The following is a 26,567-nucleotide window of genomic DNA, read 5'->3' as shown; positions in this document are numbered from 1 at the left end:
CAAAGGCTTTTTAGAACTCGACACTGGCCGACAGGCGCAGCTCGCGCGGCTCGCCTACGGCAACGCGTAGATTGCCGCCGCTGGAGGAGTAGTAGCGCTCGTTGAACAGGTTACGTACGTTCAGTTGCAGGCGTGTCTTTTCTCCAAGCAATTGGCTGTCCCAAGTGACGAAGGCATCGGCCACGGTGTAGCTATCCAGCCAGAATGTGTTGGCGTTGTCGCCAGCACGCTCGCCGACGTAGCGGGCGCCACCACCCAGTTTCCACTGACCCAGCTCCTGGGGTAAATGCAGGTGATGGACGAGGTAGAGACTGCCGACATTGCGTGCGGCGTTGACCAGCTCGTTGCCTTCGTTGCTCGGGTCATCGAGGATTTCCGTATCGGTGTAGGCATAGCTGCCAAGCAGCTCCCAGTGCTCGCTCAGGCGGCCGCTGATATCCAATTCCACGCCGCGCGAGCTGACTTTGCCTGCTGCTTCCGATACGGAATTCTTGGTGACCACGACGTTTTTCTTCTCGATATCGAACAGCGCCAGGCTGGCGCCGATGCCTTGAGGCAGATCGAGTTTCACCCCCAGCTCGTAGCTGCGGCCTTCTTCGGGGTCGAATGCCTGGCCAGTATTGGTATCCGAGGCATTGGGCACGAAAGAGCGGCTGTAGTTGCCATAGAACGCCACCTGGTCGCTCAGCTGGAATACCAGGCCGCCGAAGGGCAGGAAGGTGGTATCGGTACGGTCGGTGGTGCGGGTATAGGTTGCGCCGCGGCCTTGTTCCACGAGTTGCTCGAAACGCTGGTAGCGACCGCCAAGCACCACGATCCACTGGTCGTTCAGGTGCCAGTTGTCCTTCGCGTAGATCGAACGTGAGTGCAGCTCGTCGCTGCGATCACTTTGCGCCGGATTGAGTAACGAAGGCGCCGCGAGATTGCCATATATCGGGTTGTAGATGTTGAAGCCACCCACTGCTGGGCCGCGCCAGGTATCGCCACGGAAATTGTCGACGCGCTCTGTATCGGTGCCGATCAGCAGATCATGTCGCTGACTGAACAGGTTGGCGTTGCCGATCCAGTCCCAGGCCAGATATTGGGTCTGGTTGTCATGCTCACTACCGTCAGAACGGCGGCTGAGCGCGCCTGTAGTGGCATTCAGCGCGTTGGGGCGAGCTTCGGCATAGTCGTAGCGCTCGTTGTTCCAGCCATAGGTGAGGCGAGTCGACCAGTCGTCGCTGAGCTGATATTCGGCGGTGGCGGTGAGCAGTTCATCGATGCCTTCGGCCTTCGACCAGCTTTCACCGAAGCGGTCGTTATAGGACACCTTGGCCGGTTTGCCGTTGATGATCACCGTGCCACGGTCCACCGGAGAGCTGTATTCCTTGTATTCGTAGGCGATGTTCAGGCGCAGGCGTTCGCCTTCCCAGCTAAGCGAGGGGGCGATCAAACTGTGTTCTTCTTCGCCGAAGTTGCGCCAGTAGTCTTCGTGCTGGCGCTCGGCAACCAGTCGAAAGGCCAGGCCGCTGTCGGCAATGGGGCCGGTGACGTCGACTGCCAGGCTGCCTCCGCCGAAGCTGGAGCTGTCCGCGCTCAGTTGCGTGCCCCATTGGTACTGCGGCTTCTTGCTGATGACGTTGATCAGGCCGCCCGGCTCCAGCGCGCCATATAACAGCGAGGCCGGCCCTTTGAGCACTTCCACGCGTTCAGTGGTGGCGCTGAAGTTGCGCGACAGGCTGGATCGAATGCCGTCGCGCAGGATGGAACCATCGGCGTTGCTACCAAAACCGCGTTTGACGAAGCCATCCTGCGTGCCAGCCAGGGTGTTGCTCTGCGTCATGCCACTGACGAACTTCATCGCATCGTCCAGCGATCTGACCTGAAAGTCCTCGATGGTCTGTGGCGTTACCACCTGTACCGACTGGGCTTCATCCTTGAGTGCCACTGAAGATTTGCTCGCCGTACTGGCGCGCTTGGCCTGGTAGCCATTCTCGTCAGCCACGGGCGCCGCGATGACTTCCTGGCTGGGCAGCTCCAGCTCCTGGGCCAGCAGGTGGCCCGCTGGAAGCAGGCAAAAAGTGAGAAGGGCGGCGCCTTGACCACTCAAGGAAAAGCGGTTGAATTTCATTTGGCACTCAAGTGCAAGGGTTTTTGAGAATCATTATTTTATGTGTTTCGAGGTATGGCTGCCTAGAGACACACTTTGCATTGAGTGAAATGAGCTCGCTGGGTATAATGCCGCGCTTCTTATTTTCCCGCTCGGGAGCCCTCCATGCTGCGCATCAGCCAAGAAGCACTCACTTTCGACGACGTCCTGCTCATCCCCGGTTATTCCGAGGTGCTGCCCAAGGACGTCAGCCTGAAGACCCGCCTGACCCGCGGCATCGAACTGAACATCCCGCTGCTGTCCGCTGCCATGGACACCGTCACCGAAGCGCGCCTGGCCATCGCCATGGCCCAGGAAGGCGGCATCGGCATCATCCACAAGAACATGACCATCGAGCAGCAGGCTGCCGAAGTGCGCAAGGTGAAGAAGTTCGAGGCTGGCGTGGTCAAGGACCCGATCACCATCGAGGCCGATGCCACCGTGCGTGACCTCTTCGAGCTGACCCGCCTGCACAACATCTCCGGTGTTCCGGTGCTGTCCAACGGCGACCTGGTGGGCATCGTGACCTCCCGTGACGTGCGTTTCGAGAATCGTCTGGACGCTAAAGTGCGTGAAGTGATGACGCCGAAAGAGCGTCTGGTCACCGTCAAGGAAGGCGCCGCCAAGGAAACCGTGCGTGAGCTGTTGCACAAGCACCGCATCGAGAAGGTGCTGATCGTCGACGACGCCTTCACCCTCAAGGGCATGATGACCGTCAAGGACATCGAGAAGGCCAAGGCCTACCCGCTGGCCAGCAAGGACGATCAAGGTCGTCTGCGCGTTGGCGCTGCCGTCGGCACCGGTGCCGACACCGGTGACCGTGTGGCTGCTCTGGTCAATGCAGGCGTCGACGTGATCATCGTCGACACCGCACACGGCCACTCCAAAGGCGTGATCGACCGCGTACGCTGGGTCAAGGAGAACTTCCCGGAAGTCCAGGTGATCGGTGGCAACATCGCCACTGGCGCCGCCGCCAAGGCGCTGGTCGAAGCTGGTGCTGATGGTGTCAAGGTCGGTATCGGCCCGGGCTCGATCTGCACCACCCGTATCGTTGCCGGCGTCGGTGTGCCGCAGATCAGCGCCGTGGCCAACGTTGCTGCCGCGCTGGCTGGTACCGGTGTGCCGCTGATCGCTGATGGCGGTATCCGCTTCTCCGGCGACCTGTCCAAGGCCATCGTCGCTGGCGCTTCCGCAGTGATGATCGGCTCCATGCTGGCCGGTACCGAAGAAGCCCCGGGCGAAGTCGAACTGTTCCAGGGCCGTTCCTACAAGGCTTACCGTGGTATGGGTTCGCTGGGCGCCATGGCGCAGGCGCAAGGATCGAGCGACCGTTACTTCCAGGACTCCTCGGCCGGTGCCGAGAAGCTGGTGCCGGAAGGTATCGAAGGCCGCGTTCCCTACAAGGGCGCGATGAGTGCCATCGTTCACCAACTGATGGGCGGCCTGCGTGCCTCCATGGGCTACACCGGTTGCGCGACCGTCGAGGAAATGCGCACCAAGCCCGAGTTCGTGCGCATCACTGGCGCTGGCATGGCTGAGTCGCACGTCCACGATGTGCAGATCACCAAAGAGGCGCCCAACTACCGGGTTGGCTAAAAAATCGATTTGACGCTGCTGCGCTTGCGCATGCTGCGTTGGAGAAGAACTCGAGATGCTCATTTGCTTCAGCAAACTCCGCTCTCTCATTTCTCTCCGCCTTGCCTGCTCGTCGCTCACGACGCGGCAAATCGATTTTACAATGTATGAATAACGGGGCTGTTCGATCAGCCCCGTGTCATTTGTGAACACCTACGAGAGACGGCCATGGCCCACGACATTCACGCCCACCGCATCCTCATTCTGGACTTCGGTTCCCAGTACACCCAGTTGATCGCGCGCCGTGTTCGCGAGATCGGCGTCTATTGCGAACTGCACCCTTGGGACATGAGCGACGAGGACATTCGTGCCTTCGCTCCGCGCGGCATCATCCTCGCCGGTGGCCCGGAGTCGGTGCACGAAGCCAATAGCCCGCGCGCGCCGCAAGCGGTGTTCGACCTGAATGTCCCGGTACTGGGCATCTGCTACGGCATGCAGACCATGGCCGAGCAGCTCGGTGGCAAGGTGGAAGGTTCCGACCTGCGTGAGTTCGGGTACGCCCGTGTCGACGTAGTCGGCAAGAGCCAGCTGCTGGCCGGCATCGAAGACCATGTCGACGCTGATGGCGTGCTGGGCCTCGACGTGTGGATGAGCCACGGCGACAAGGTCACACGCCTGCCAGAAGGCTTCCATATCCTCGCCAGCACCCCGAGCTGCCCGATCGCCGCCATGTGCGACGACACTCGCCACTACTACGGCGTGCAGTTCCACCCGGAAGTGACCCATACCAAGCAGGGCGGTCGCATCCTCTCGCGCTTCGTGCTGGAAATCAGCGGCTGTGAAGCCCTTTGGACCCCGGCCAACATCGTCGAAGACGCCATCGCCGCCGTGCGTGCTCAGGTTGGCGATGCCAACGTGCTGCTTGGCCTGTCTGGCGGTGTGGATTCCTCGGTGGTCGCGGCACTGCTGCACAAGGCCATCGGCGATCAGCTGACCTGTGTGTTCGTCGACAACGGTCTGCTGCGCCTGCACGAAGGTGATCAGGTCATGGCCATGTTCGCCGAGAACATGGGCGTCAAGGTGATCCGCGCCAACGCCGAAGAGCAGTTCCTCGGCAACCTGGCCGGCGAGTCCGACCCGGAGAAGAAGCGCAAGATCATCGGTCGTACCTTTATCGACGTGTTCGATGCCCAGGCCAGCAAGCTGGACAACATCCAGTTCCTTGCCCAGGGCACCATCTACCCGGACGTGATCGAGTCGGCTGGCGCCAAGAGCGGCAAGGCCCACGTGATCAAGAGCCACCACAACGTTGGCGGCCTGCCGGAGGAAATGAACCTCAAGCTGGTCGAGCCGCTGCGTGAACTGTTCAAGGACGAAGTACGCAAGATCGGCCTGGAGCTGGGCCTGCCCTACGACATGGTCTACCGCCACCCGTTCCCGGGCCCGGGCCTGGGCGTGCGCATCCTCGGCGAAGTGAAGAAGGAATACGCCGACCTGCTGCGCCGCGCCGACCACATCTTCATCGAAGAACTGCGCAAGGCCGACTGGTACCACAAGACCAGCCAGGCATTCGTTGTATTCCAGCCGGTGAAATCGGTTGGCGTCGTTGGTGACGGCCGTCGCTACGCCTGGGTCGTCGCCCTGCGCGCCGTGGAAACCGTCGACTTCATGACCGCTCGCTGGGCGCACCTGCCTTACGAGCTGCTGGAGACTGTCAGCGGCCGCATCATCAACGAAATCGAAGGCATTTCCCGCGTTACTTACGACGTATCGAGCAAGCCGCCAGCGACGATTGAGTGGGAGTGATCCCGAAGCGCTGTATGAAGAAACCGGCTTAGGCCGGTTTTTTCATGCCTGCAGGTTGGAGCTGCGGCAACCCGACTCTGCTAGTGGGGTCGTTTTCCATTCGTTGAAAATGAGAAGATACCGCAATTGAGTATGCCTACAGATTGCCGAGGATGAAGATGTCGTTTACCCGCAGACAAGTGCTCGTCGGTTTGGCTGGCCTGGGTGTGGCCGGCCTAGGCGCAGGTGGTGTGCGTTATTGGCTGGGGCGCCCGGAGAACGTGGCGAGCCATGACTACGAGCTGATCGCCGCGCCGCTTGATCTTGAGCTGGTGCCGGGGCACAAGACGCCGGCCTGGGGCTATGGCGGCCAGGCGCCGGGGTTGGAGTTGCGTTGCCGCCAGGGCGAGCGTTTGCGGGTGCGCTTCATCAACAAGCTCGATGTGCAGAGCACCATCCACTGGCATGGCATTCGTCTGCCGCTGGAGATGGACGGCGTGCCCTACGTTTCCCAAGCACCGGTTCTGCCGGGTGAATACTTCGACTATGACTTCATCTGCCACGACGCTGGCAGCTTCTGGTACCACCCGCATACCGCCAGTGCCGAGCAGCTCGGACGCGGCCTTGTCGGCCCGCTGATTGTCGAGGAGCGCGAGCCGACGGGGTTCCGTCATGAACGTACGCTGAGCCTGAAAACCTGGCACATCGACGAGCAGGGCGCGTTCACCGAGTTTCTGGTGCCGCGCCAGGCCGCGCGCGAGGGCACGCGTGGGCGCCTGACCACCATCAACGGCGAGCCTAACCCAACACTGGAGTTGCCGGCCGGGCAGGTGGTGCGCCTGCGTCTGATCAACGTCGACAGCACCATCACCTATCGCCTCAATCTGCCGGGCGGCGAGGCGCGCATTTATGCGCTGGACGGCAACCCGGTGCAGCCGCGCCCTTTGGGCAAGGAATACTGGCTCGGCCCCGGCATGCGCCTTGACCTGGCGCTCAAGGTTCCGGCTGCTGGAGAGGCGTTATCTCTACGTAACGGGCCGCTGCGCCTGGCGACCTTGAAGGGCATCGCCAGCACCGACGCTGCCGGAGATTGGCCGTCGCCACTGCCGGCCAACCCGATTGCCGAGCCGGATCTGGCGCGCGCCGAGACGCTGCGTTTCAACTTCGAGTGGGCAGCCATGCTGTCGGGGAATGTCGAACGTGGCGGCAGCTACAAGTACTGGCAGATCAACGGCCAGGCCTGGGACATCAACGACAAGACCTGTGCGGACCGTCCGATCGCCACGCTGAAGAAGAACGGCCACTACGTTTTCGTGCTGCGCAACATGGCGCAGTACCAGCACCCGATCCACCTGCACGGCATGACTTTCAAGGTGCTGGGCTCGGATCGACGCCAGATCATTCCGTATTTCACCGACACCTACCTGCTGGGCAAGAACGAGACGGCGCGCATCGCCTTTGTCGCCGATAATCCCGGTGTGTGGATGTTCCACTGCCACGTCATCGACCATATGGAAACGGGGCTGATGGCGGCTATCGAAGTGGTGTAGGGTAGGCGCCGTTTTTTGCCGGCGTCCTACGGATTGTTGCAATGAAAAGACCGCAGATCATCGACCGCTCGCGTGACGAGCACTTCATGCGCCTGGCGCTGGCGCAGGCGTGCCTGGGCGCGGAGCAAGGCGAGGTGCCGGTGGGTGCTGTGCTGGTGCAGGGCGGCGAAGTGGTGGGGCAGGGCTTCAATTGCCCGATCCTGCGTCACGACCCCAGTGCCCACGCCGAGATGGTGGCGATTCGCGCGGCAGCGGAAAGCGTGCAGAACTACCGACTCCCAGGTAGCACCCTGTATGTCACGCTGGAGCCCTGCAGCATGTGCGCCGGTCTGATCGTGCATGCGCGCATCGCTCGGGTGGTGTTCGCCGCCAGTGAGCCGCGTGCCGGGGTAGCGATCAGCCAGGGGCAGTTCTTCGATCAGGGCTTTCTCAATCACCGCGTGTTGGTGGAGGGCGGGCTGTTGGCCGAGGAGAGCGGGGCGCTGCTGAAAGATTTCTTCAAGGCTCGGCGAGGCTGAGCGTTCTTACAGGGAATAGGCATGAACAAACGGATGTTGAGTGTACTGGCGCTTCTGGCTGCGCCAGCGTTCGCGGAGCAGCCCGAGGTGTACCTGGTCGCTAGCGTGCAGTTGGGTGGCTCCAACCTGGCGCAAAGTATTTTCCTGCACGAGCCGCAGATCACCACGCTTGAAGAGTGTCAGGAGGCCGTACGCGTCGGCCAGCGCGATCGTGACTGGCAGCGCTATCACCACATCTTCATGCGTGATCGCTTTCAGGGCTTTACCGGCCACCAGGACTACCGCTGCGTGTTCAGCGCTCAGCATTTCAGCGCCTGGAACGATCGCGCACGTTACAACCATCCCTACCTGATCAGCATCGATGCGCAGGCCAATCTGCAGGTTGAGCGGATATCGAGTCAGGCGCAGTGCGCCACGCGTTTGAAAGGGCTGCCGCCAGCGCGCCAGGCCATCAGTCGCTGCGCAGTAGGTAATCAGAGCTTGCTGTAGGCAATTACAGCGGCGGGGTTTCTTCTTCGGGTTTGCGCTTGTCGATGCCGGGCAGGTGGGTACCGCTCTCGGCCACCTGCGAGCCTTCCAACTGCGGCTGGGTGACCCAGGTAAGAATGTCGTAGTAGCGGCGAATGTTACGCACGAAATGCACCGGCTCACCGCCACGGGCATAGCCGTAGCGAGTCTTGCTGTACCACTGCTTCTGCGCCAGGCGTGGCAGGATCTTCTGCACATCGGCCCACTTGTTAGGGTCCAACCCTTCGGCTTCGGTCAGCTTGCGTGCATCTTCCAGGTGACCACCACCAACGTTGTAGGCGGCCAGGGCGAACCAGGTGCGATCCGGCTCGACGATGCCTTCCGGCAGTTGCTGGTGCACCTGAATGAAATAACGGGCGCCGCCGTCGATACTCTGTTTGGGGTCGAGACGGTTGGAGACGCCGACCGACTGGGCAGTGCGCTGAGTGAGCATCATCAGGCCGCGTACGCCGGTTTTGGACGTGGCGTTGGGCTGCCACAGCGACTCCTGGTAGCCCATGGCCGCCAGCAGGCGCCAGTCGATCTGATGGCTGTGGGCGGCCTGGCGGAACATTTTCTCGTAGCGTGGCAGGCGTTTCTGCAGGTGCTGGGCGAAGGTGTAGGCCCCGACATAGCCGAGCACGTCGACATGGCCGTAGTAACGTTCCTTCAGGCGCTGCAGGGTACCGTTGGCTTCGGCGCGCTTGAGGAAGGCGTCGATCTCCAGCAGCAGGCTGTCATCGTCGCCGGCCGCCACTGCCCAGCGCATGGTGTTGGTGTCGCCGAGGTCGAAGGCGACGCGCACGTTGGGGAAGTACACCTGGTTCATCGCCAGTTCGTTGGAGTCCACCAGGGTCAGGTCGATCTGGCCCTCATCGACCATGCGTAGCAGGTCGACCACCTCCACTGCGTCGGATACCTCGAACTCCAGCTCCGGCTGTTCCAGCTTGAGGGCGGCCAGCTGTTCGGCATGGCTGCTGCCGGCCAGCACCAGAATGCGTTTGCCGACCAGATCTTCAGGTTTGGTCGGACGGCTCTCGCCCTGGCGATAGATGACCTGCGGTGTGACTTCCAGATAAGGGATGGAGAAGCGTGCCTGACGCTGGCGCTGCGGTGTGTCCACCAGGCCGGCGGCAGCCATGACCGGGCCGCTGGCGCGGTCCAGGCTGGCGAACAGGCTGTCGAGGTTGTCGGCGGTTTCGATCTTCAGTTCGAGGCCGAGGTCGGTGGCGAAGCGCTTGGCCAGTTCATATTCGAAACCGGTGGCGCCGTTGCGATCCTGGAAGTAGGTGGCGGGGCTGTTACGAGTGACCACGCGCAGCTCACCCTCCGCCTTTGCCTGCTCAAGTACGCTGGGCTTGGGTTCTTCGCCGCAGCCAGCAAGCATCAGGAGGGTTCCAATCGCCAACAGCCCTTTGGCGCAACGCATGCGTATCGCAGGTCGTGCAAACATCGGCGCAGTATACGCAAAGCGCAGGCGGCGCCATATATCGACAGCGCTTCGCTTCTCTGCTAGTGCGCGTTCGTCCTTTAAGCGCCTGGCTACAGGTGCCGCAGGCCAACGCTTTAGGGTAGAATGCCCGGCCTCCAGCACACCCCTTCCCAGAGGCTGTTCCGACGATGTTGATTCTGCGCGGCGCTCCCGCCCTTTCCGCTTTCCGCCATGGCAAATTGCTTGAGCAACTGACCAGCAAGGTGCCGGCCGTGACCGGGCTGTACGCCGAGTTCGCGCATTTCGCCGACGTCACCGGCGTGCTCAACGCCGATGAGGAACAAGTGCTGGCCCGGCTGCTCAAGTACGGCCCGAGCGTGCCGGTGCAGGAGCCCAGCGGCAAACTGTTCCTGACCATTCCGCGTTTCGGCACCATTTCGCCCTGGTCGAGCAAGGCCAGCGATATCGCCCGTAACTGCGGGCTGGCCAAGGTCCAGCGTCTGGAGCGTGGTATCGCCTATTACGTCAGCGGCGAGCTGAGCGAAGCCGACAGTGCTGCTGTCGCCGCGCTGTTGCACGACCGCATGACCCAGCTGGTGCTGGGTGCGCTGGAAGATGCCAGTGCGCTGTTCAGTCATGCCCAGCCCAAGCCGCTGACCGCCGTCGATGTGCTAGGTGGTGGCCGTGCCGCGCTGGAGCAGGCCAACCAGTATCTGGGCCTGGCCCTGGCCGAGGACGAAATCGACTACCTGGTCAAGAGCTTCAATGACCTGGGGCGCAACCCGCACGATATCGAACTGATGATGTTCGCCCAGGCCAACTCCGAGCATTGCCGCCACAAGATCTTCAATGCCAGCTGGGACATCGACGGCGAGAGCCAGGACAAGTCGCTGTTCGGCATGATCAAGAACACCTACCAGATGCACAACGAAGGCGTACTGTCCGCCTACAAGGACAACGCCTCCGTCATCGTCGGCCACACCGCCGGGCGTTTCTTCCCCAATCCTGAGACCCGCCAATACGGTGCGGTGCAGGAGCCGGTGCACATTCTGATGAAGGTGGAGACGCACAACCACCCGACCGCTATCGCCCCGTTCCCCGGCGCCTCTACCGGCTCCGGTGGCGAGATTCGTGACGAAGGCGCGACCGGCCGTGGCGCCAAGCCCAAGGCCGGACTGACCGGTTTCTCGGTCTCCAACCTGAACATCCCCGATTTCCTCCAGCCCTGGGAAAAGCCCTACGGCAAGCCCGAGCGCATCGTTAGCGCGCTGGACATCATGATCGAAGGCCCGCTGGGCGGCGCCGCGTTCAACAACGAGTTCGGTCGTCCGGCACTCAATGGCTACTTCCGTACCTTCGAACAGGCGGTCAGCAGCCCGCGCGGTGAGGAAGTACGTGGCTACCACAAGCCGATCATGCTCGCTGGCGGCCTGGGCAACATCCGCGAGAACCACGTGCAGAAGGGCGAGATTTCCGTCGGCGCCAAGCTGATCGTGCTCGGCGGCCCGGCTATGCTCATCGGCCTCGGCGGCGGCGCCGCATCGTCGATGGCCACTGGCGCCAGCTCGGCCGATCTGGATTTTGCCTCGGTACAGCGCGAGAACCCGGAAATGGAACGCCGCTGCCAGGAGGTCATCGACCGCTGCTGGCAGCTGGGCGAGGCCAACCCGATCAAGTTCATCCACGACGTCGGCGCTGGCGGTATCTCCAACGCCCTGCCGGAGCTGATCAACGACGGTGGTCGTGGTGGCCGCTTCGAGCTGCGCAACGTGCCTAACGACGAGCCGGGCATGGCCCCGCACGAAATCTGGTGCAACGAGTCGCAGGAGCGTTACGTGCTGAGCGTGGACGCTGCCGACTTCGAGCGTTTCCAGGCCATCTGCGAGCGCGAGCGCTGCCCGTTCGCCGTGGTTGGCGAGGCCACCGCGGAGCCGCACCTGACCGTGACCGACAGCCACTTCAGCAACACCCCGGTGGACATGCCGCTGGAAGTGCTGCTGGGCAAGCCGCCGCGCATGCACCGCAGCGTCAGCCGCGAAGCCGAGCAGGGCGATGACTTCAGCGCTGCCAGCGTGAATATCGAAGAAGCGCTGGGTCGCGTGCTGCATCACCCGGCCGTGGCCAGCAAGAGCTTTTTGATCACCATCGGCGACCGCACCATTACCGGTCTGGTGGCGCGTGATCAGATGGTCGGCCCGTGGCAGGTACCGGTGGCCGATTGCGCCGTGACCGCCACCAGCTTCGACGTCTACACCGGTGAAGCCATGGCCATGGGCGAGCGCACGCCGCTGGCGCTGCTCGACGCGCCGGCCTCCGGGCGTATGGCGGTGGGTGAGACCGTTACCAACCTGGCGGCGGCACGCATCGAGAAAATGTCCGACATCAAACTGTCGGCCAACTGGATGGCCGCTGCCGGCCACCCCGGCGAAGATGCCCGTCTGTACGACACCGTCAAGGCAGTCGGCATGGAGCTGTGCCCGGCACTGGGCATCACCATTCCGGTGGGCAAAGACTCCATGTCCATGAAAACCCGCTGGCAGGACGAGGGCATCGACAAGAGCGTGACCTCGCCGCTATCGCTGGTGATCACCGGTTTCGCTCCGGTACAAGACATCCGCCAGACCCTGACTCCGCAACTGCGTATGGACAAGGGTGAGACCGATCTGATTCTGATCGACCTCGGTCGTGGCCAGAACCGCATGGGCGCCTCGATCCTGGCACAGGTCTATTCGCAGATTGGCCAGCAAGTGCCGGACCTCGACGACGCCGAAGACCTCAAGGCCTTCTTCGCCGTGATCCAGGGCCTGAATGCCGACGGTCACCTGTTGGCTTACCACGACCGCTCCGACGGTGGTCTGCTGACCACCGTGCTGGAAATGGCCTTCGCCGGCCATTGCGGTCTGTCGCTGAATCTCGACGCGCTGGCTGACGACAGCTCCGAGCTGCCGGCCGTGCTGTTCAACGAAGAGTTGGGTGCAGTGATCCAGGTGCGCCAGGACGCCACGCCAGAGGTGCTGGCGCAGTTCAGCGCTGCCGGTCTGGACGACTGCGTGGCCGTGATCGGTCAGGCCGTGAACAACAGCGACGTCAGCATCAGCTTCAATGGCGAGCCGGTTTTCGCTGGTGATCGTCGTCTGCTGCAGCGTCAGTGGGCCGAGACCAGCTATCGCATCCAGCGTCTGCGCGACAACGCCCAGGGCGCCGATCAGGAATTCGACCTGCTACTGGAAGAGGACAACCCCGGTCTGTCGGTCAAGCTCGGCTTCGACGTCAACCAGGACGTTGCTGCGCCCTACATCAAGAAGGGTGTGCGTCCGCAAGTGGCGATCCTGCGCGAGCAGGGCGTCAACGGCCAGGTAGAAATGGCCGCCGCGTTCGACCGAGCCGGCTTCTCCGCCATCGACGTGCACATGAGCGATATCCTCGCCGGCCGCGTCAGCCTTGAAGAGTTCAAAGGTCTGGTGGCCTGCGGCGGTTTCTCCTACGGCGACGTACTCGGCGCTGGTGAGGGCTGGGCCAAGTCGGTGCTGTTCAATGCGCGTGCTCGCGATGCTTTCCAGGGCTTCTTCGAGCGTCGCGACAGCTTCACCCTTGGTGTGTGCAACGGCTGCCAGATGATGAGCAATCTGCACGAGCTGATCCCGGGTACCGAGTTCTGGCCGCACTTCGTGCGCAACCGCTCCGAGCAGTTCGAAGCGCGCGTGGCCATGGTGCAGATTCAGGAGTCGGCGTCGATCTTCCTGCAGGGCATGGCTGGTTCGCGCATGCCGATCGCCATCGCCCACGGCGAGGGTCATGCCGAGTTCGAAAGCGAAGAGGCACTGTTGGAGGCCGATCTGTCCGGCACCGTGGCCCTGCGCTTCGTCGACAACCACGGCAAGGTCACCGAGACCTACCCGGCCAACCCCAACGGTTCGCCGCGTGGCATCACCGGCCTGACCAGTCGCGACGGCCGTGTGACCATCATGATGCCGCACCCGGAGCGGGTGTTCCGTGCCGTGCAGAACTCCTGGCGCCCTGACGAGTGGCAGGAAGACGGCGGCTGGATGCGCATGTTCCGCAACGCCCGCGTCTGGGTGGACTAAAAGCGGCTGCGCAGCGGCCTTCTGCTGACCCTCTCCCGCTCGCGGGAGAGGGGAGCAGGGCCCGGTAGCCCGGATGCAATCCGGGAAGCCGTTGCTAAACCCTCTGCTCGGATTCCATCCGAACTACACAGGCCCAGCCATGGCCGATGATTCTCTGCCCATCCTTCCCGAAGTCCGCCTGGTCAAAGCCGGCGAAACTCATCATCTATGCCGCTGTGGGCACTCGCCCGAGATGCCTGACTGCCCACCCGACTGCGCCCAATCCCTGATCCTGCAACCCGAGCGCGAGCAGCGCCTGTTGTTGTGTCGCTGTAGCCGATCCGCAAGCCTGCCCTACTGCGATGGTAGCCACAGCCCTCCGGCCAGCGGTCTGGCCGACAGATGGCGGCGCTTTTTCGGCGCTCGTTGAGAACGCCATACCCGCCGCCTGAGTCGAAAGCAGCGAATCGTTTTAATGCTGCGTGTGGATTTGTGCGGGCGATCTCAAGACAACTCCATGGCGAAATGACATCATATTGGCGTCATGGCTTGTCTGTTGTTCGGTTGCCCATCTGCGGAGAACTTGATGTACAAACTGTGTTTCTACGTGCCGGAAACCCATCTGGAACCGGTAAAAAAGGCGGTGTTCGCAGCCGGCGGCGGGCGCATTGGTCTTTACGACAGCTGCTGCTGGCAGGTGCTGGGCCAAGGTCAGTTCCGCGCCCTGGACGGCAGCCAGCCGTTCATCGGTCAGGTCGGCAGCGTCGAGCAGGTTGCCGAGTGGAAAGTGGAAATGGTCGTTGCCGACGAGCTGATCCACGACGCCGTCAAGGCGTTGAAGAAAACCCATCCCTACGAAACGCCGGCCTTCGACGTCTGGCGCTTGTCCGACCTGCAGTTTTGAGTCGATATGAAAAAGGCGCCGATGGCGCCTTTTTCAATGCAGGGTTCAGGGCCTGATTTCGATCAGCGTGCCGTCCTTGACCAGGCTCCAGACCTCGCGCATGTCGTCGTTCTTCATGGCGATGCAGCCTTCTGTCCAGTCGAGGGTGTGGAAGAACCACTCCGGGTATTCCTCATCCAGCGGCGTGCCGTGGATCATGATCATGCTACCCGGCGGCACCCCGGCGTCATTGGCCTTGGCCAGGTCGCGAGCGTTGGGGTAGGAAATGTGCAGCGACAATTGGTACTTGTCGCTCGGCTTGCGCCAGTCGATCCAGTAGAAGCCTTCCGGCGTGCGCAGGTCGCCTTCGCGTTGCTTGGCGCCATTGGGCTGTTTGCCCAGGGAAATACGGTACGACTTGATGGTCTCGCCGCGCTGCTGCAGGTGCAGTTTGCGCTCGGATTTGAGTACCAGCACCTTGTCCACGGTGCGGCTGCTGGTCGCTGGCGTGGTGCTGGCCAGGACGTTGAAGCTGAGGGTCAGGCAAAGCAGGGGCAACAACCAGCGCATCGGGAACGTCCGCAAGGGTCAACGGGGTGTGTAGTGGGCACGCAGCGCTTCGAGTGGCTCATTGCGTACCGGAAAGAGATTCTGCCGACGGTCGGCGAAGAAGCATTCTAAGGTACGGCCTATGGTCGGGAAAGCCAGCTCTGACCAAGGGATTTCGCTCTCTGCAAACAATCGCACCTCCAGGCTTTCCTCGCCGACGGCAAAATCCAGGTCGACCAGTTCGGCGCGAAACAGCATGTACACCTGGCTGATGTGCGGCAGATCGAAGAGGGTATAGAGGCTCAGGTCGCGTACGCGGGCGCAGGCTTCTTCGAGGGTCTCACGGGCGGCGGCCTGTTCGGTGGTCTCGCCGTTTTCCATGAAGCCGGCCGGTAACGTCCAGTAGCCGCGGCGCGGCTCGATGGCGCGGCGGCACAGCAGCACCTGGTCGCCCCACACAGGCAGGCAGCCGGCAACGATACGCGGGTTTTCGTAATGCACGGTGGCGCAGTGGCCGCAGACATGGCGCATGCGGTTGTCGCCCGCGGGGATCATGCGGGTGACCGGGTTGCCGCACTGGCTGCAGAATTTCATGCCCGCTCCTCTTTGTCTGGCGCTATCTTGGCCGGCTGAGAGGTGGCCGGCAAGCCCGCTGTTGCGGCCGGCCTGTCCTGTCGCCGGGGTTGGGCGGCCGCGTGCTTTCATGCCATGATGCCTGGCAAAACAAGACTCCGAGTATGCCCATGCTGGACGAGTTGCTCCATCGTGTGCGCGGTTACAGTCCGCGCCCTCTGGAGACCGAGCGCAGCTTCCCCGAGGCGGCGGTGCTGGTCCCGATTACCCGCAGTGACGAACCTGAGCTGGTGCTGACCCTGCGCGCCAGTGGTTTGTCGACCCACAGTGGCGAGGTCGCCTTTCCCGGTGGCCGGCGCGACCCGGAAGACCGCGATCTGGTGGACACCGCGCTGCGTGAGGCCGAGGAGGAGATCGGCTTGCCGCCGGGGCTGGTTGAGATCGTTGGACCGCTCAGCGGCCTGGTGTCGCGCCACGGCATTCAGGTCACGCCCTACGTCGGCCTGGTGCCGGATTACGTCGAGTACAAGGCCAACGACGCCGAGATCGCCTCGGTATTCTCGGTGCCGCTGGAGTTCTTCCGCAGCGACCCGCGCGAAGTCACCCACCGTATCGACTACTTAGGGCAGAGCTGGTACGTGCCGTCCTACACCTATGGCGAGTACCGCATCTGGGGCCTGACCGCGATCATGGTGGTGGAGCTGGTCAACCTGATCTTCGACGATGCGCAGATCGCTCTGCACCAGCCCCCCGAACATTTCATACACCTGCGCTGATAGCGCCGAGGACTGACGAGCATGAAATACCGCCTGGGAAGCTCCCGTGTCGACGCCCATCCCGAGAGCTGGGTCGCACCAAGCGCCGACCTGATCGGCAAGGTTCGCCTGGAGGCCGGTGCCAGTGTCTGGTTCGGCGCCGTGTTGCGCGGCGACAACGAACTGATCCATATCGGCGAGAACAGCAACGTGCAGGACGGCAGCGTCATGCACACCGACATGGGCTTTCCGCTGACGCTGGGCAAGGGCGTCACCGTCGGCCATAACGTGATGATGCATGGCTGCAGCGTGGATGATTACAGCCTGATCGGCATCAACTCGGTGATCCTCAACGGCGCGAAGATCGGCAAGTACTGCATCATCGGCGCCAACAGCCTGATTCCCGAAGGCAAGGTGATTCCCGACGGCAGCCTGGTCATGGGCAGCCCGGGCAAGGTGGTGCGCGAGCTCACCGAGCCGCAGAAGAAGATGCTGGAGGCCAGCGCTGCGCATTACGTTCATAATGCGCAGCGCTATTCCCGTGAGCTGGTGCCTGATGACGACGAGTGATGTAGAAAAACCGGTGCGTTCACCCTGTGTGCATGTGTGCGCGCTGGATGAGCAGGATATCTGCATCGGCTGTCAGCGTACCGCCGCCGAAATCACCCGCTGGGGCCGCATGGAAAATGCCGAGCGCCGCGAGGTACTGCAACGCTGCCTGGAGCGCGCCCGCGCTTCCGGTCTTTTACTGACTCCGTCCTGATTCACTGTTCGAGGAACACTCATGCCCCGTATTGGAACCCCTCTGTCGTCTTCTGCGACCCGTGTACTGCTGTGTGGCTGCGGCGAACTCGGCAAGGAAGTGGTGATCGAGCTGCAGCGCCTGGGCTGTGAAGTCATCGGTGTTGATCGTTATGCCAATGCGCCGGCCATGCAGGTGGCGCACCGCAGCCACGTCATCGACATGCTCGATGGTGCAGCCCTGCGTGCAGTGATCGAAAAGGAACAGCCGCACTACATCGTGCCCGAGATCGAGGCGATCGCCACTGCCACGCTGGTCGAGCTGGAAGCCGAAGGCTTCAACGTGGTGCCGACCGCGCGTGCCGCACAGCTGACCATGAACCGCGAAGGCATTCGTCGTCTGGCGGCCGAGGAGCTGGGCCTGCCGACCTCGCCGTATCATTTCTCCGACACCTTCGAGGACTACACCGCCGCAGTGAAGTCCGTCGGCTACCCCTGCGTGGTCAAGCCGATCATGAGCTCTTCCGGCAAAGGCCAGAGCGTCCTGAAAAGCGACGCCGACCTTCAGCGCGCCTGGGACTACGCTCAGGAAGGCGGCCGCGCCGGCAAGGGGCGGGTGATCGTCGAGGGGTTCATCGACTTCGACTACGAAATCACCCTGCTTACCGTGCGTCATGTCGGTGGTACCAGCTTCTGCGCGCCGATTGGCCATCGCCAGGAGAACGGTGACTATCAGGAATCCTGGCAGCCGCAACCGATGAGCCCGAAGGCGCTGGCCGAATCCGAGCGCGTGGCGCTGGCAGTGACCGAGGCGCTCGGTGGTCGTGGCCTGTTCGGTGTCGAACTGTTCGTCAAAGGCGATCAGGTGTGGTTCAGCGAAGTCTCGCCGCGCCCGCACGACACCGGCCTGGTGACGCTGATTTCCCAGGAGCTGTCCGAGTTCGCCCTGCATGCCCGCGCCATCCTCGGTCTGCCAATTCCGGCAATCCGCCAGATGGGCCCGTCGGCGTCGGCGGTGATTCTGGTGGAGGGCAATTCGCAGCAGGCCAGTTTCGCCAACCTTGGCGCTGCGCTGAGCGAGGAAGACACGGCGCTGCGCCTGTTTGGAAAGCCTGAAGTCAAAGGCCAGCGCCGCATGGGCGTGGCGCTGGCGCGTGACGAATCCATCGAGGCTGCACGTGCCAAGGCACTGCGTAGCGCGCAAGCGGTTCGCGTCCAGCTGTGAGTCGGCGTGCGCTGTGGTGGCTGGCAACTGTGCCATTGCTGCCACTGGCGCTGCCTCTGGCCCTGCACACCCGGCGCACGGCCTTGCGCCTGCCGGTTGCGCAGGGCGAACCGAGCGGTGTCGCCGCTGCGCATCTTCCGGGTGAGCCGCTGCACCTGCTACTGATCGGTGAGTCGACCGTGGCAGGCGTTGGGGTCACCCGCTTCGATCAATCCCTGGCAAGTTGCCTGGCCGCCGCCCTGGCTGAACGTCTGGGGCGACCGGTGCGCTGGCACGCCTGTGGCGAAAATGGCATCACCGCGCCTGAGGCCCATGAACGCCTGTTGCCGAAGGCACTGATGGAGCCCGCGGACCTGGCACTGCTGGTGTTCGGCGTCAATGACACCACCCACCTGACACCTAGCAAGCGTTGGCTGCAGTCACTGGCCGGGATGGCCGCTGCGCTGGGCGAGAAGGGCTGTCATGTGGCATTCAGCGGCGTACCGCCGTTACAGCATTTCAGCGCCTTGCCCTGGTTGCTGCGGCAGTTGATGGGCTGGCGGGCCCGCTTGCTGGATGCTGAGTTGCAGGGCCTGGCGCAACGCCTTGGCGCATTGCATTGCCGGCTGGACCTGCCGTTTGAGGCGCATTACCTGGCCGAGGATGGCTATCACCCGTCGGCACTGGGCTACCGGCGCTGGGCCGATGGCCTGGCTGAGCGCCTCACTCCGTCGTTGCAGCGTCCGGCTTGACCTTTTTTACCTGCCACACGCGGACGCTCTTCACCCGGTTGTCCGCCGCTTGCAGGATCTCCAGGCGATAGGGGCCGATCTTCAGGCAGACGCTGCTGTCAGGGATGGTCTCCAGGGCTTCGGTGATCAGGCCATTGAGGGTCTTGGGGCCATCGCTGGGCAGATGCCAGCCGAGGGTCTTGTTCACTTCGCGAATGTAGGCGGCGCCGTCGATGACCAGCGTACCGTCTTCCTGTGGGTGGATGTCGGGGCTGCGCAGGCTGTCCTGGTTGCTGAAGTCGCCGACGATCTCTTCGAGGATATCTTCCAGGGTGACGATGCCGATCACCTCGCCATACTCGTCGACGACGATGCCGATGCGCCGTTTCTGCTTCTGGAAATTGATCAGCTGGGTCGCCAGCGGCGTGTTTTCCGGGATGAAATAGGGCTCGTTGCAGGCTGCCAGCAGCGAGTCCTTGGTCAGTTGGTTGTGGCTCAGCAGTCGGGCGATCTGGCGCATGTGCACCACGCCTTCGATCTGATTGATGTCGCCACGAAACACCGGCAGGCGCGTGTGCGAGGTGCTGCGCAACTGGCCGATGATTATTTCCAGGTCGTCGTCGAGATCGATACCGGTCACTTCGTTGCGCGGAATCATGATGTCATCCACCGTGACCCGTTCCAGATCGAGGATGCCCAGCAGCATGCTCTGGCGATTCATCGGCAACTCCGAGCCGGACTCACGCACCACGCTGCGCAGCTCCTCGGTAGACAGACTGTCGCTGGCGCGCTGTGACGGATCGACGCCGAACAGACGCAGCAGGCCACTGCTGATCACGCTGGTCAGCCACACCACCGGGTAGAGCACGCGCAGCAGCAGGCTGAGCACGCGACTGGCAGGGAAGGCCACCAGTTCCGGGCGCAGGGCGGCCAGGGTCTTGGGCGTGATCTCGCCGAAGATCAGCACGATGATGGTCAGGCCTGCGGTGGCGATGGCGATACCGGCCTCACCCCACATGTCCACCGCCAGCACTGTGGCGATGGAGGCGGCAAGGATGTTGACCACGTTGTTGCCGACCAGAATGGTGCCGAGCAGGCGATCCGGGCGGTCAAGCAGGCGGGTGACGCGCTTGGCGCCGCTATGTCCTTCTTTGGCCAGGTGCTTGAGCCGGTAGCGATTGAGGCTGAGCATGCCGGTCTCGGAGCTGGAGAAGAACGCCGAGCAGAGGATGAGGAAAATCAGCAGGCCGAGCAGGTAGCTCGAATGTATGTCGTCCACGACGTCTGCCTCAGATGTGCAGGATGAATTCGCGTACCAGCTTGCTGCCGAAGTAGGCCAGCATCAGCAGGCAGAACCCGGCGAGGGTCCAGCGAATGGCCTTGTGGCCGCGCCAGCCAAGCTGGTGGCGACCCCACAGCAGAACGGCGAAAACCACCCAGGCGAAGCAGGAAAGAATGGTCTTGTGCGCCAGGTGCTGAGCGAACAGATCATCGATGTACAGCGCGCCGGACAGCAGCGACAGCGACAGCAGCAGCCAGCCCGCGAAGAGAAAGCCGAACAGCAGGCTTTCCATGGTTTGCAGGGGGGGAAAGTTGCGGATCAGCCCGGACGGGTGCTTGTGCTTGAGCTGATGGTCCTGCAACAGCAGCAGGATCGACTGGAATACGGCGATGGTGAGCATGCCGTAAGCCATGATCGAGAACAGGATGTGGGCAAGGATGCCGGGGTGCTCGTCGATCGGGTTGATGGTGCCGCTGGGCATGAACTCGGCCGCCAGCACGGTCAGCGTGCCGAGCGGGAACAGCAAGAGCAGCAGGTTTTCCACCGGAATGCGCAGGCAGGCCAGCAGAATCAGGCCGATGACCGCCCAGGCAATCAGGCTGGCTGCGTTGAAGAAGTCCAGGTTGAGGCCGTGTACGTCATACAGCTGGTAGAACAGGCTGATGCCGTGCAGGCACAAGGCGAGCACGCCTAGCGACGCCAGCAGGCGTTTGTCGGGGGTGCTGCGCTGCGTCAGGCGCAGGCCTTGGTAAGCGGCGGCGCCGGCATAGAGGAGGGCGGCGGCGAGACTGGGCAACAGAGGGTGCATAAATCCGTGTAAGGCGAGCCCGAAAGGCGCTGAGTGTGGCACAGATGGACGTCGGCACGAAAGACTGCCGGCGGTGTCGGCAGCTCGGCGACTTCGCTATAATCCGCCGCCTGTCGCACACCCGGCGCGCCGGGTCGCACCTATCAAAGGAACGCGCATGTTCGAAAATCTTACCGATCGCCTGTCCCAGACGCTGCGTAACGTCACGGGCAAGGCCAAGCTGACCGAAGACAACATCAAGGATACGCTGCGCGAAGTGCGCATGGCCCTGCTCGAGGCCGACGTGGCTCTGCCGGTGGTCAAGGACTTCGTCGGCAAGGTCAAGGATCGCGCCGTTGGTACCGAAGTTTCCAAAAGCCTGACCCCGGGGCAGGCTTTCGTGAAGATCGTTCGCGCCGAGCTGGAAGAGCTGATGGGCGCGGCCAACGAAGATCTGGCACTCAACGCAGCCCCGCCTGCCGTGGTGCTGATGGCAGGTCTGCAGGGGGCGGGTAAGACCACCACCGCCGGCAAGCTGGCCAAGTTCCTCAAGGAGCGCAAGAAGAAGTCTGTGCTGCTGGTGTCGGCCGACGTCTACCGTCCGGCGGCAATCAAGCAGTTGGAAACCCTGGCGGGCGACCTCGGGGTGACTTTCTTCCCCTCCGATGCCAGCCAGAAGCCGGTGGATATCGCCAACGCAGCGATCCGCGAAGCCAAACTGAAGTTTATCGACGTGGTCATCCTCGATACCGCCGGTCGTCTGGCCGTGGATAGCGAAATGATGGCCGAGATCCAGGCGCTGCATGCGGCGGTCAAACCGGTCGAAACGCTGTTCGTGGTCGATGCCATGACCGGCCAGGACGCCGCCAACACGGCCAAGGCCTTTGGCGAGGCGCTGCCGCTGACCGGTGTGGTGCTGACCAAGGTCGACGGTGACGCCCGTGGTGGTGCCGCCTTGTCCGTCCGTCATATCACCGGCAAGCCGATCAAGTTCATCGGTATGGGCGAGAAGAGCGACGCGCTCGAGCCCTTCCATCCGGATCGTATCGCCTCGCGCATCCTCGGCATGGGTGATGTGCTCAGCCTGATCGAACAGGCCGAGCAGACCCTTGATCGCGAGAAAGCCGAGAAACTCTCCAAGAAGCTGAAGAAGGGCAAGGGCTTCGATCTCGAAGACTTCCGTGACCAACTGCTGCAGATGAAGAACATGGGCGGCCTCGGCGGCCTGATGGACAAGCTGCCGTCCATCGGTGGCGTTAATCTGTCGCAGATGGGCAACGCTCAAGGTGCGGCGGAGAAGCAGTTCAAGCAGATGGAAGCGATCATCAACTCGATGACGCCTGCTGAGCGCCGCGACCCTGACATCATCAGTGGCTCGCGCAAGCGCCGTATCGCTCTGGGCTCCGGTACCCAGGTGCAGGACATCGGCCGCTTGATCAAGCAGCACAAGCAGATGCAGAAGATGATGAAGAAATTCACCGCCAAGGGCGGCATGGCCAAGATGATGCGCGGCATGGGTGGCATGCTTCCGGGTGGCGGCGGAATGCCGAAATTCTGAGGCCTGTACGCCGGTCGATGGCCGTCCGGAAAAAGAGATTTGCAAACCGCCGCATAATCCTTAAAATATGCGGCCTTTCGGGCCTAGGCCCATTTTTAATGTGTGCCTCAAGTTAGCACCGACTATAGGAACGATGTTCACATGGTAACCATCCGTCTTGCTCGTGGCGGCTCCAAAAAGCGCCCCTTCTACCACCTGACCGTGACCAACAGCCGCAATGCGCGCGATGGTCGTTTCGTTGAGCGTATCGGTTTCTTCAACCCGATCGCTGCCGGTGGCGAAGTGCGTCTTTCCGTCGACCAAGAGCGTGCGACCTACTGGCTGGGCCAGGGCGCTCAGCCGTCTGAGCGTGTTGCTCAGCTGCTCAAGGAAGCTGCCAAGGCTGCTGCCTAAGCATCTTTATGAGTACGACGCCGGCCGTCGCCGAGGATTTGATCGTTCTCGGCAAGATTGTTTCGGTGCACGGCGTCAAGGGTGAAGTGAAGGTGTACTCCTTTACCGATCCCATCGATAACGTGCTCGATTACCGCAACTGGACGCTCAAGCGTGACGGTGAGGTAAAGAAAGTAGAACTGGCCAGCGGCCGCCTTCAGGGCAAGGTGCTGGTAGCCAAGTTGAAAGGTCTGGATGATCGCGAAATTGCGCGTACCTACGCCGGTTTCGAGATCTGCGTGCCGCGTAGCGAGCTGCCAGAGCTGGAAGATGGTGAGTTCTACTGGTACCAGTTACAGGGCTTGAAGGTCATTGATCAGGCAGAGCAACTGCTCGGTGTGGTCGACCACTTGTTCGAGACCGGTGCCAACGATGTGATGGTGGTCAAGCCCTGCGCGGGTAGTCTGGATGATCGCGAGCGTCTGTTGCCCTACACGGGGCAGTGCGTGCTTTCGATTGACCTGGCAGCTGGCGAGATGCGGGTCGACTGGGATGCGGATTTCTAAGGCTCATGCGTGTAGAAGTCATCACCCTGTTCCCGGAAATGTTTGCCGCCATCGGCGAGTACGGCATCACCAGTCGAGCGGTCAAGCAGGAGCTGCTAAAGCTCAATTGCTGGAACCCGCGAGACTACACGACTGATCGTCACCATACAGTGGATGACCGCCCTTTCGGCGGTGGTCCGGGAATGGTGATGAAAATCAAGCCCCTCGAGGATGCCTTGGCCAGTGCCAAGCAAGCCGCGGGAGAGACGGCGAAGGTGATCTACCTCTCGCCGCAGGGGCGCAGCCTGAATCAGGCGGCGGTCCGCGAGCTGGCACAGGAGGATGCATTGATCCTGATTGCTGGTCGTTATGAAGGCATCGACGAGCGTTTCATCGAAACGCATGTTGATGAGGAATGGTCGATTGGTGACTACGTCCTGTCCGGCGGTGAGCTGCCGGCCATGGTGCTGATCGATGCGGTGACGCGCCTTTTGCCTGGTGCATTGGGTCATGCCGATTCGGCCGAGGAGGACTCCTTTACGGATGGCCTGCTCGACTGCCCGCACTACACCCGCCCGGAGGTGTATGCGGATAAACGTGTTCCCGAAGTGTTGCTTAGTGGCAACCACGAACACATCCGGCGCTGGCGTTTGCAGCAGTCCCTTGGTCGGACCTGGGAACGTCGCGCTGATCTTCTGGATAGCCGCTCGCTTTCTGGAGAAGAGAAGAAGCTGCTGGAGGAATACATCCGCCAGCGGGACGATAGTTAACGTATCGATGATGGGCCGGGAGGCTTGTCTTAGGAGCGCAGCATGACCAACAAGATTATCCAGATGCTCGAAGCCGAGCAGATGAACAAAGAAATCCCGACTTTCGCACCGGGCGACACCGTAGTCGTACAAGTGAAAGTAAAGGAAGGTGACCGTCAGCGTCTGCAGGCCTTCGAAGGCGTCGTTATCGCCAAGCGTAACCGCGGCCTGAACAGCGCCTTTACCGTGCGCAAGATTTCCAGCGGTGTTGGCGTTGAGCGTACCTTCCAGACCTACAGCCCGCTGGTCGACAGCCTGGCAGTCAAGCGTCGCGGTGACGTGCGCAAAGCCAAGCTGTACTACCTCCGCGATCTGTCCGGCAAAGCCGCACGCATCAAGGAAAAGCTGTCCTAAGTTCGGACGCTTCTCTGACAAAAGCAGCCTAAGGGCTGCTTTTGTCGTTTCTGGCCCCAGCAATCATTAATGGCAGTGGCATGACTCCAAGAGAGCAAGAGATTCAGCGGCGCATCGCGCTGTCGGAAACCCGTGTGACCAAGGCGGTGTTTCCACCGACCACTAATCATCACAACACCCTCTTCGGCGGCACCGCGCTGGCCTGGATGGACGAAGTGTCGTTCATCGCTGCTACGCGGTTCTGCCGTCTGCCGTTGGTCACCGTTTCCAGCGATCGCATCGATTTCAAGCACGCGATACCGGCGGGCTCCATCGTCGAGTTGGTTGGGCGGGTAATCAAGGTGGGCAATACCAGCCTCAAGGTTGAGGTCGAAGTATTCGTCGAGGGGCTGTATCAGGAAGGGCGCGAGCGGGCGATCAGCGGCAGTTTCAGCTTCGTCGCCGTCGATGATCAGCAGAAGCCGGTGCCGGTCTTGCCGGGCTTCGTTAGCTAGTCAGGTGCCTGTCTGATCGTCAGGCTGGCCTGCTGGTGCGTCCGGTGTAGGCTGTGGAACACTTGTCTGCCGTGTAATTGAAGGTCAATCGATGCCTGCGCTGACTCATCCTCTAATCGAGCGCTTCCTTGAGGCGTTGTGGTTGGAAAAGGGCCTTTCGGCCCACACTCAGGCTGCCTATCGCAGTGATCTGGAGCACTTCAATGCCTGGCTCGATGGGCGCGGCCTGGGGCTGCAGCATGTCGGTCGCGAGGCTATTCTCGATCATCTGGCCTGGCGTCTGGAGCAGGGCTATCAGGCGCGTTCCACGGCGCGTTTTCTCTCAGGGGTGCGTGGCTTCTACCGTTTTTTGCTGCGCGAAACGCTGATCAGTGAAGATCCGACCTTGCAGATCGAGTTGCCGCAGATCGGTCGGCCACTGCCCAAGTCACTGTCCGAAACGGATGTCGAGGCGTTGCTGCAGGCGCCGGAACTGGATGACCCCATCGGCCTGCGTGATCGCGCCATGCTTGAGGTGCTCTACGCCTGCGGTTTGCGTGTCAGCGAGCTGGTCGGTCTGACGCTGGAGCAGGTCAATCTGCGCCAGGGCGTACTGCGGGTGTTCGGTAAAGGCAGCAAGGAGCGTCTTGTGCCGTTGGGTGAAGAGGCTATTGCCTGGATCGAGCGCTACATGCGCGAGGCGCGTCCGCTGTTGCTGGGCGGCAAACCCAGCGATGTACTGTTTCCCAGCCTGCGTGGCGAGCAAATGACTCGGCAGACCTTCTGGCATCGCATCAAGCATCAGGCCCAGGTCGCAGGCATCAGCAAGGCGTTGTCGCCACACACATTGCGCCACGCCTTCGCCACGCATCTGCTCAATCACGGCGCCGATCTGCGGGTGGTGCAGATGCTGCTGGGTCACAGTGACCTGTCCACCACGCAGATCTACACCCACATTGCACGTGCGCGCTTGCAGGAGCTGCACGCGCAGCACCACCCGCGCGGCTGACCTCTGAAAAGACCAAACCCCGCCACCGTTGCCGGTGCGGGGTTTGGTCTTTTCAATTGCTTCGACTCGTGCATCGAGTTGTTCTTGGCGATCAGCTCTGGTTAGCGCAGGCGCTGGAAAGCTGTTTGTAATCGAGAACTTCCACGTCACCCGCGCTGTTGCGGTAGGTCATCGTTGCCGTGACCACTTCGCACTGCGAGCTGTTAGGCACGTCGATGGAAATCACCTTGGCGATATCCAGCTTCTGGCTGTAGCGGTAGGGCGTGGCCTCGGCGCTGTGGGCGAGGGTGGTGAGCGACGCGCTGAACGCGAGGGCAGTCAGGGCGGTGGCGAGCAGGGTGCGGGTTTTCATGGCGGTTCTCCTCTTGGAGCCGCGCTCG

27 protein-coding genes are annotated in these 26,567 nt (G+C 62.2%); 20 read left to right on the top strand and 7 right to left on the bottom strand.

Going from position 1 to position 26,567, the window contains the following annotated elements; translation table 11 throughout:
* Nucleotides 1–10 precede the first annotated feature (10 nt).
* Nucleotides 11–2,113 (bottom strand): TonB-dependent siderophore receptor, encoded by a 2,103-nt coding sequence (locus RTH74_RS17900; protein WP_316915525.1) that lies wholly within the window; start codon nucleotides 2,111–2,113, stop codon nucleotides 11–13.
* Between the two features lie 144 nt (nucleotides 2,114–2,257).
* On the opposite strand from RTH74_RS17900, the gene guaB reads away from it, so the two are divergent.
* The 5 genes from guaB to RTH74_RS17875 all read left to right on the top strand — a co-directional run bounded on the left by guaB (nucleotide 2,258) and on the right by RTH74_RS17875 (nucleotide 8,048).
* Nucleotides 2,258–3,727, top strand: a complete 1,470-nt coding sequence (guaB, locus tag RTH74_RS17895; RefSeq protein ID WP_106734671.1) for an IMP dehydrogenase — start codon at nucleotides 2,258–2,260, stop codon at nucleotides 3,725–3,727.
* Between the two features lie 207 nt (nucleotides 3,728–3,934).
* Nucleotides 3,935–5,512: a glutamine-hydrolyzing GMP synthase gene (gene guaA / locus RTH74_RS17890; protein WP_316915524.1), complete on the top strand. Its 1,578-nt coding sequence runs from the start codon at nucleotides 3,935–3,937 to the stop codon at nucleotides 5,510–5,512.
* A 158-nt stretch (nucleotides 5,513–5,670) separates the two neighbouring features.
* Nucleotides 5,671–7,041: a multicopper oxidase family protein gene (locus tag RTH74_RS17885; RefSeq protein WP_316915523.1), complete on the top strand. Its 1,371-nt coding sequence runs from the start codon at nucleotides 5,671–5,673 to the stop codon at nucleotides 7,039–7,041.
* A 41-nt stretch (nucleotides 7,042–7,082) separates the two neighbouring features.
* A complete protein-coding gene (tadA, locus tag RTH74_RS17880) occupies nucleotides 7,083–7,559 on the top strand; it encodes a tRNA adenosine(34) deaminase TadA (protein ID WP_125835757.1) in 477 nt (158 codons plus the stop codon).
* A gap of 33 nt (nucleotides 7,560–7,592) precedes the next feature.
* Nucleotides 7,593–8,048: a hypothetical protein gene (locus RTH74_RS17875; protein WP_316915603.1), complete on the top strand. Its 456-nt coding sequence runs from the start codon at nucleotides 7,593–7,595 to the stop codon at nucleotides 8,046–8,048.
* 4 nt (nucleotides 8,049–8,052) lie between these two features.
* On the opposite strand, the gene mltF is transcribed toward RTH74_RS17875, so the two are convergent.
* Nucleotides 8,053–9,519: a membrane-bound lytic murein transglycosylase MltF gene (gene mltF, locus RTH74_RS17870; protein WP_316915522.1), complete on the bottom strand. Its 1,467-nt coding sequence runs from the start codon at nucleotides 9,517–9,519 to the stop codon at nucleotides 8,053–8,055.
* A 167-nt stretch (nucleotides 9,520–9,686) separates the two neighbouring features.
* Here mltF and purL point away from each other — a divergent pair, with 167 nt between their 5' ends.
* The 3 genes from purL (at nucleotide 9,687) to RTH74_RS17855 (ending at nucleotide 14,466) form a co-directional block, all read left to right on the top strand.
* The gene (purL, locus tag RTH74_RS17865) at nucleotides 9,687–13,583 is read left to right on the top strand and encodes a phosphoribosylformylglycinamidine synthase (protein ID WP_316915521.1); all 3,897 of its coding nucleotides are present in this window, start codon (nucleotides 9,687–9,689) and stop codon (nucleotides 13,581–13,583) included.
* 73 nt (nucleotides 13,584–13,656) lie between these two features.
* Nucleotides 13,657–13,992: a CDGSH iron-sulfur domain-containing protein gene (locus tag RTH74_RS17860; RefSeq protein WP_099526536.1), complete on the top strand. Its 336-nt coding sequence runs from the start codon at nucleotides 13,657–13,659 to the stop codon at nucleotides 13,990–13,992.
* 156 nt (nucleotides 13,993–14,148) lie between these two features.
* Nucleotides 14,149–14,466 carry a YqfO family protein gene (locus tag RTH74_RS17855; protein WP_099526535.1) on the top strand — a complete coding sequence of 106 codons (318 nt, stop codon included), beginning with the start codon at nucleotides 14,149–14,151 and terminating at the stop codon, nucleotides 14,464–14,466.
* Nucleotides 14,467–14,511: 45 nt separating this feature from the next.
* Here the strand turns inward: RTH74_RS17855 and RTH74_RS17850 are convergent, their stop codons facing one another.
* Nucleotides 14,512–15,015: a L,D-transpeptidase family protein gene (locus RTH74_RS17850; protein ID WP_090336169.1), complete on the bottom strand. Its 504-nt coding sequence runs from the start codon at nucleotides 15,013–15,015 to the stop codon at nucleotides 14,512–14,514.
* 18 nt (nucleotides 15,016–15,033) lie between these two features.
* Entirely contained in the window at nucleotides 15,034–15,588 is a 555-nt protein-coding gene (locus RTH74_RS17845) for an NUDIX hydrolase (protein ID WP_099526533.1), read from the bottom strand.
* 149 nt (nucleotides 15,589–15,737) lie between these two features.
* Here RTH74_RS17845 and RTH74_RS17840 point away from each other — a divergent pair, with 149 nt between their 5' ends.
* The 5 genes from RTH74_RS17840 to RTH74_RS17820 are packed head-to-tail and all read left to right on the top strand — an operon-like array spanning nucleotide 15,738 to nucleotide 19,019.
* Complete coding sequence (locus tag RTH74_RS17840; protein ID WP_099526532.1) at nucleotides 15,738–16,343, top strand: CoA pyrophosphatase; 606 nt, start codon at nucleotides 15,738–15,740, stop codon at nucleotides 16,341–16,343.
* 21 nt (nucleotides 16,344–16,364) lie between these two features.
* Nucleotides 16,365–16,892, top strand: coding sequence for a gamma carbonic anhydrase family protein (locus RTH74_RS17835; protein WP_003462726.1), 528 nt, complete (start codon nucleotides 16,365–16,367; stop codon nucleotides 16,890–16,892).
* A complete protein-coding gene (locus RTH74_RS17830; protein WP_099526531.1) occupies nucleotides 16,879–17,085 on the top strand; it encodes a DUF1289 domain-containing protein in 207 nt (68 codons plus the stop codon). Before RTH74_RS17835 ends, RTH74_RS17830 begins: the two co-directional genes overlap by 14 nt.
* A 21-nt stretch (nucleotides 17,086–17,106) precedes the next feature.
* On the top strand, nucleotides 17,107–18,288 hold the full coding sequence (gene purT, locus RTH74_RS17825; RefSeq protein WP_316915520.1) for a formate-dependent phosphoribosylglycinamide formyltransferase: 1,182 nt from the start codon (nucleotides 17,107–17,109) through the stop codon (nucleotides 18,286–18,288).
* On the top strand, nucleotides 18,285–19,019 hold the full coding sequence (locus tag RTH74_RS17820; protein WP_316915519.1) for an SGNH/GDSL hydrolase family protein: 735 nt from the start codon (nucleotides 18,285–18,287) through the stop codon (nucleotides 19,017–19,019). The genes purT and RTH74_RS17820 overlap by 4 nt, the downstream gene beginning before the upstream one ends.
* On the opposite strand, the gene RTH74_RS17815 is transcribed toward RTH74_RS17820, so the two are convergent.
* On the bottom strand, nucleotides 18,991–20,277 hold the full coding sequence (locus tag RTH74_RS17815) for an HlyC/CorC family transporter (RefSeq protein ID WP_316915518.1): 1,287 nt from the start codon (nucleotides 20,275–20,277) through the stop codon (nucleotides 18,991–18,993). The two genes, RTH74_RS17820 and RTH74_RS17815, sit on opposite strands and share 29 nt — an antisense overlap.
* A gap of 10 nt (nucleotides 20,278–20,287) precedes the next feature.
* Nucleotides 20,288–21,088 carry a cytochrome C assembly family protein gene (locus tag RTH74_RS17810; RefSeq protein WP_279921615.1) on the bottom strand — a complete coding sequence of 267 codons (801 nt, stop codon included), beginning with the start codon at nucleotides 21,086–21,088 and terminating at the stop codon, nucleotides 20,288–20,290.
* Nucleotides 21,089–21,245: 157 nt separating this feature from the next.
* Here RTH74_RS17810 and ffh point away from each other — a divergent pair, with 157 nt between their 5' ends.
* The 7 genes from ffh (at nucleotide 21,246) to xerD (ending at nucleotide 26,187) form a co-directional block, all read left to right on the top strand.
* Nucleotides 21,246–22,625 (top strand): signal recognition particle protein, encoded by a 1,380-nt coding sequence (gene ffh, locus RTH74_RS17805; protein ID WP_099526527.1) that lies wholly within the window; start codon nucleotides 21,246–21,248, stop codon nucleotides 22,623–22,625.
* Nucleotides 22,626–22,766: 141 nt separating this feature from the next.
* Nucleotides 22,767–23,018 (top strand): 30S ribosomal protein S16, encoded by a 252-nt coding sequence (gene rpsP, locus RTH74_RS17800; RefSeq protein WP_003246162.1) that lies wholly within the window; start codon nucleotides 22,767–22,769, stop codon nucleotides 23,016–23,018.
* Between the two features lie 8 nt (nucleotides 23,019–23,026).
* Complete coding sequence (gene rimM / locus RTH74_RS17795; RefSeq protein ID WP_003462707.1) at nucleotides 23,027–23,563, top strand: ribosome maturation factor RimM; 537 nt, start codon at nucleotides 23,027–23,029, stop codon at nucleotides 23,561–23,563.
* A 5-nt stretch (nucleotides 23,564–23,568) separates the two neighbouring features.
* Nucleotides 23,569–24,312: a tRNA (guanosine(37)-N1)-methyltransferase TrmD gene (gene trmD, locus RTH74_RS17790; RefSeq protein WP_021488829.1), complete on the top strand. Its 744-nt coding sequence runs from the start codon at nucleotides 23,569–23,571 to the stop codon at nucleotides 24,310–24,312.
* A gap of 42 nt (nucleotides 24,313–24,354) precedes the next feature.
* A complete protein-coding gene (gene rplS / locus RTH74_RS17785; protein WP_045734872.1) occupies nucleotides 24,355–24,705 on the top strand; it encodes a 50S ribosomal protein L19 in 351 nt (116 codons plus the stop codon).
* An 80-nt stretch (nucleotides 24,706–24,785) separates the two neighbouring features.
* A complete protein-coding gene (locus tag RTH74_RS17780; protein ID WP_003462700.1) occupies nucleotides 24,786–25,199 on the top strand; it encodes an acyl-CoA thioesterase in 414 nt (137 codons plus the stop codon).
* 91 nt (nucleotides 25,200–25,290) lie between these two features.
* The gene (xerD, locus tag RTH74_RS17775; RefSeq protein ID WP_316915517.1) at nucleotides 25,291–26,187 is read left to right on the top strand and encodes a site-specific tyrosine recombinase XerD; all 897 of its coding nucleotides are present in this window, start codon (nucleotides 25,291–25,293) and stop codon (nucleotides 26,185–26,187) included.
* Between the two features lie 91 nt (nucleotides 26,188–26,278).
* On the opposite strand, the gene RTH74_RS17770 is transcribed toward xerD, so the two are convergent.
* Complete coding sequence (locus RTH74_RS17770) at nucleotides 26,279–26,539, bottom strand: DUF2790 domain-containing protein (protein WP_316915516.1); 261 nt, start codon at nucleotides 26,537–26,539, stop codon at nucleotides 26,279–26,281.
* Nucleotides 26,540–26,567: the final 28 nt, after the last annotated feature.

Origin of the sequence: Pseudomonas sp. zfem001 (assembly GCF_032621725.1) — a bacterium.
GTDB classification, from domain to species: Bacteria; Pseudomonadota; Gammaproteobacteria; order Pseudomonadales; family Pseudomonadaceae; genus Aquipseudomonas; species Aquipseudomonas sediminis.
The sequence above is the reverse complement of the archived record's forward strand: the minus strand, read 5'-3'. Positions and strand labels throughout refer to the sequence as shown.

Bases quoted from the DNA above. Each gene is read 5' to 3' on its own strand.
- RTH74_RS17840 (WP_099526532.1), top strand. From the start codon at position 15,738: ATGCTGGACGAGTTGCTCCATCGTGTGCGCGGTTACAGTCCGCGCCCT.
- RTH74_RS17855 (WP_099526535.1), top strand. From the start codon at position 14,149: ATGTACAAACTGTGTTTCTACGTGCCGGAAACCCATCTGGAACCGGTA.
- rpsP (WP_003246162.1), top strand. From the start codon at position 22,767: ATGGTAACCATCCGTCTTGCTCGTGGCGGCTCCAAAAAGCGCCCCTTC.
- mltF (WP_316915522.1), bottom strand. From the start codon at position 9,519: ATGTTTGCACGACCTGCGATACGCATGCGTTGCGCCAAAGGGCTGTTG.
- RTH74_RS17860 (WP_099526536.1), top strand. From the start codon at position 13,657: ATGCAATCCGGGAAGCCGTTGCTAAACCCTCTGCTCGGATTCCATCCG.
- RTH74_RS17830 (WP_099526531.1), top strand. From the start codon at position 16,879: ATGACGACGAGTGATGTAGAAAAACCGGTGCGTTCACCCTGTGTGCAT.
- purT (WP_316915520.1), top strand. From the start codon at position 17,107: ATGCCCCGTATTGGAACCCCTCTGTCGTCTTCTGCGACCCGTGTACTG.
- RTH74_RS17875 (WP_316915603.1), top strand. From the start codon at position 7,593: ATGTTGAGTGTACTGGCGCTTCTGGCTGCGCCAGCGTTCGCGGAGCAG.
- rimM (WP_003462707.1), top strand. From the start codon at position 23,027: ATGAGTACGACGCCGGCCGTCGCCGAGGATTTGATCGTTCTCGGCAAG.
- RTH74_RS17810 (WP_279921615.1), bottom strand. From the start codon at position 21,088: ATGCACCCTCTGTTGCCCAGTCTCGCCGCCGCCCTCCTCTATGCCGGC.
- RTH74_RS17770 (WP_316915516.1), bottom strand. From the start codon at position 26,539: ATGAAAACCCGCACCCTGCTCGCCACCGCCCTGACTGCCCTCGCGTTC.
- guaB (WP_106734671.1), top strand. From the start codon at position 2,258: ATGCTGCGCATCAGCCAAGAAGCACTCACTTTCGACGACGTCCTGCTC.
- RTH74_RS17845 (WP_099526533.1), bottom strand. From the start codon at position 15,588: ATGAAATTCTGCAGCCAGTGCGGCAACCCGGTCACCCGCATGATCCCC.
- RTH74_RS17850 (WP_090336169.1), bottom strand. From the start codon at position 15,015: ATGCGCTGGTTGTTGCCCCTGCTTTGCCTGACCCTCAGCTTCAACGTC.
- ffh (WP_099526527.1), top strand. From the start codon at position 21,246: ATGTTCGAAAATCTTACCGATCGCCTGTCCCAGACGCTGCGTAACGTC.
- RTH74_RS17885 (WP_316915523.1), top strand. From the start codon at position 5,671: ATGTCGTTTACCCGCAGACAAGTGCTCGTCGGTTTGGCTGGCCTGGGT.
- rplS (WP_045734872.1), top strand. From the start codon at position 24,355: ATGACCAACAAGATTATCCAGATGCTCGAAGCCGAGCAGATGAACAAA.
- purL (WP_316915521.1), top strand. From the start codon at position 9,687: ATGTTGATTCTGCGCGGCGCTCCCGCCCTTTCCGCTTTCCGCCATGGC.
- trmD (WP_021488829.1), top strand. From the start codon at position 23,569: ATGCGTGTAGAAGTCATCACCCTGTTCCCGGAAATGTTTGCCGCCATC.
- guaA (WP_316915524.1), top strand. From the start codon at position 3,935: ATGGCCCACGACATTCACGCCCACCGCATCCTCATTCTGGACTTCGGT.
- RTH74_RS17780 (WP_003462700.1), top strand. From the start codon at position 24,786: ATGACTCCAAGAGAGCAAGAGATTCAGCGGCGCATCGCGCTGTCGGAA.
- RTH74_RS17835 (WP_003462726.1), top strand. From the start codon at position 16,365: ATGAAATACCGCCTGGGAAGCTCCCGTGTCGACGCCCATCCCGAGAGC.
- RTH74_RS17900 (WP_316915525.1), bottom strand. From the start codon at position 2,113: ATGAAATTCAACCGCTTTTCCTTGAGTGGTCAAGGCGCCGCCCTTCTC.
- xerD (WP_316915517.1), top strand. From the start codon at position 25,291: ATGCCTGCGCTGACTCATCCTCTAATCGAGCGCTTCCTTGAGGCGTTG.
- tadA (WP_125835757.1), top strand. From the start codon at position 7,083: ATGAAAAGACCGCAGATCATCGACCGCTCGCGTGACGAGCACTTCATG.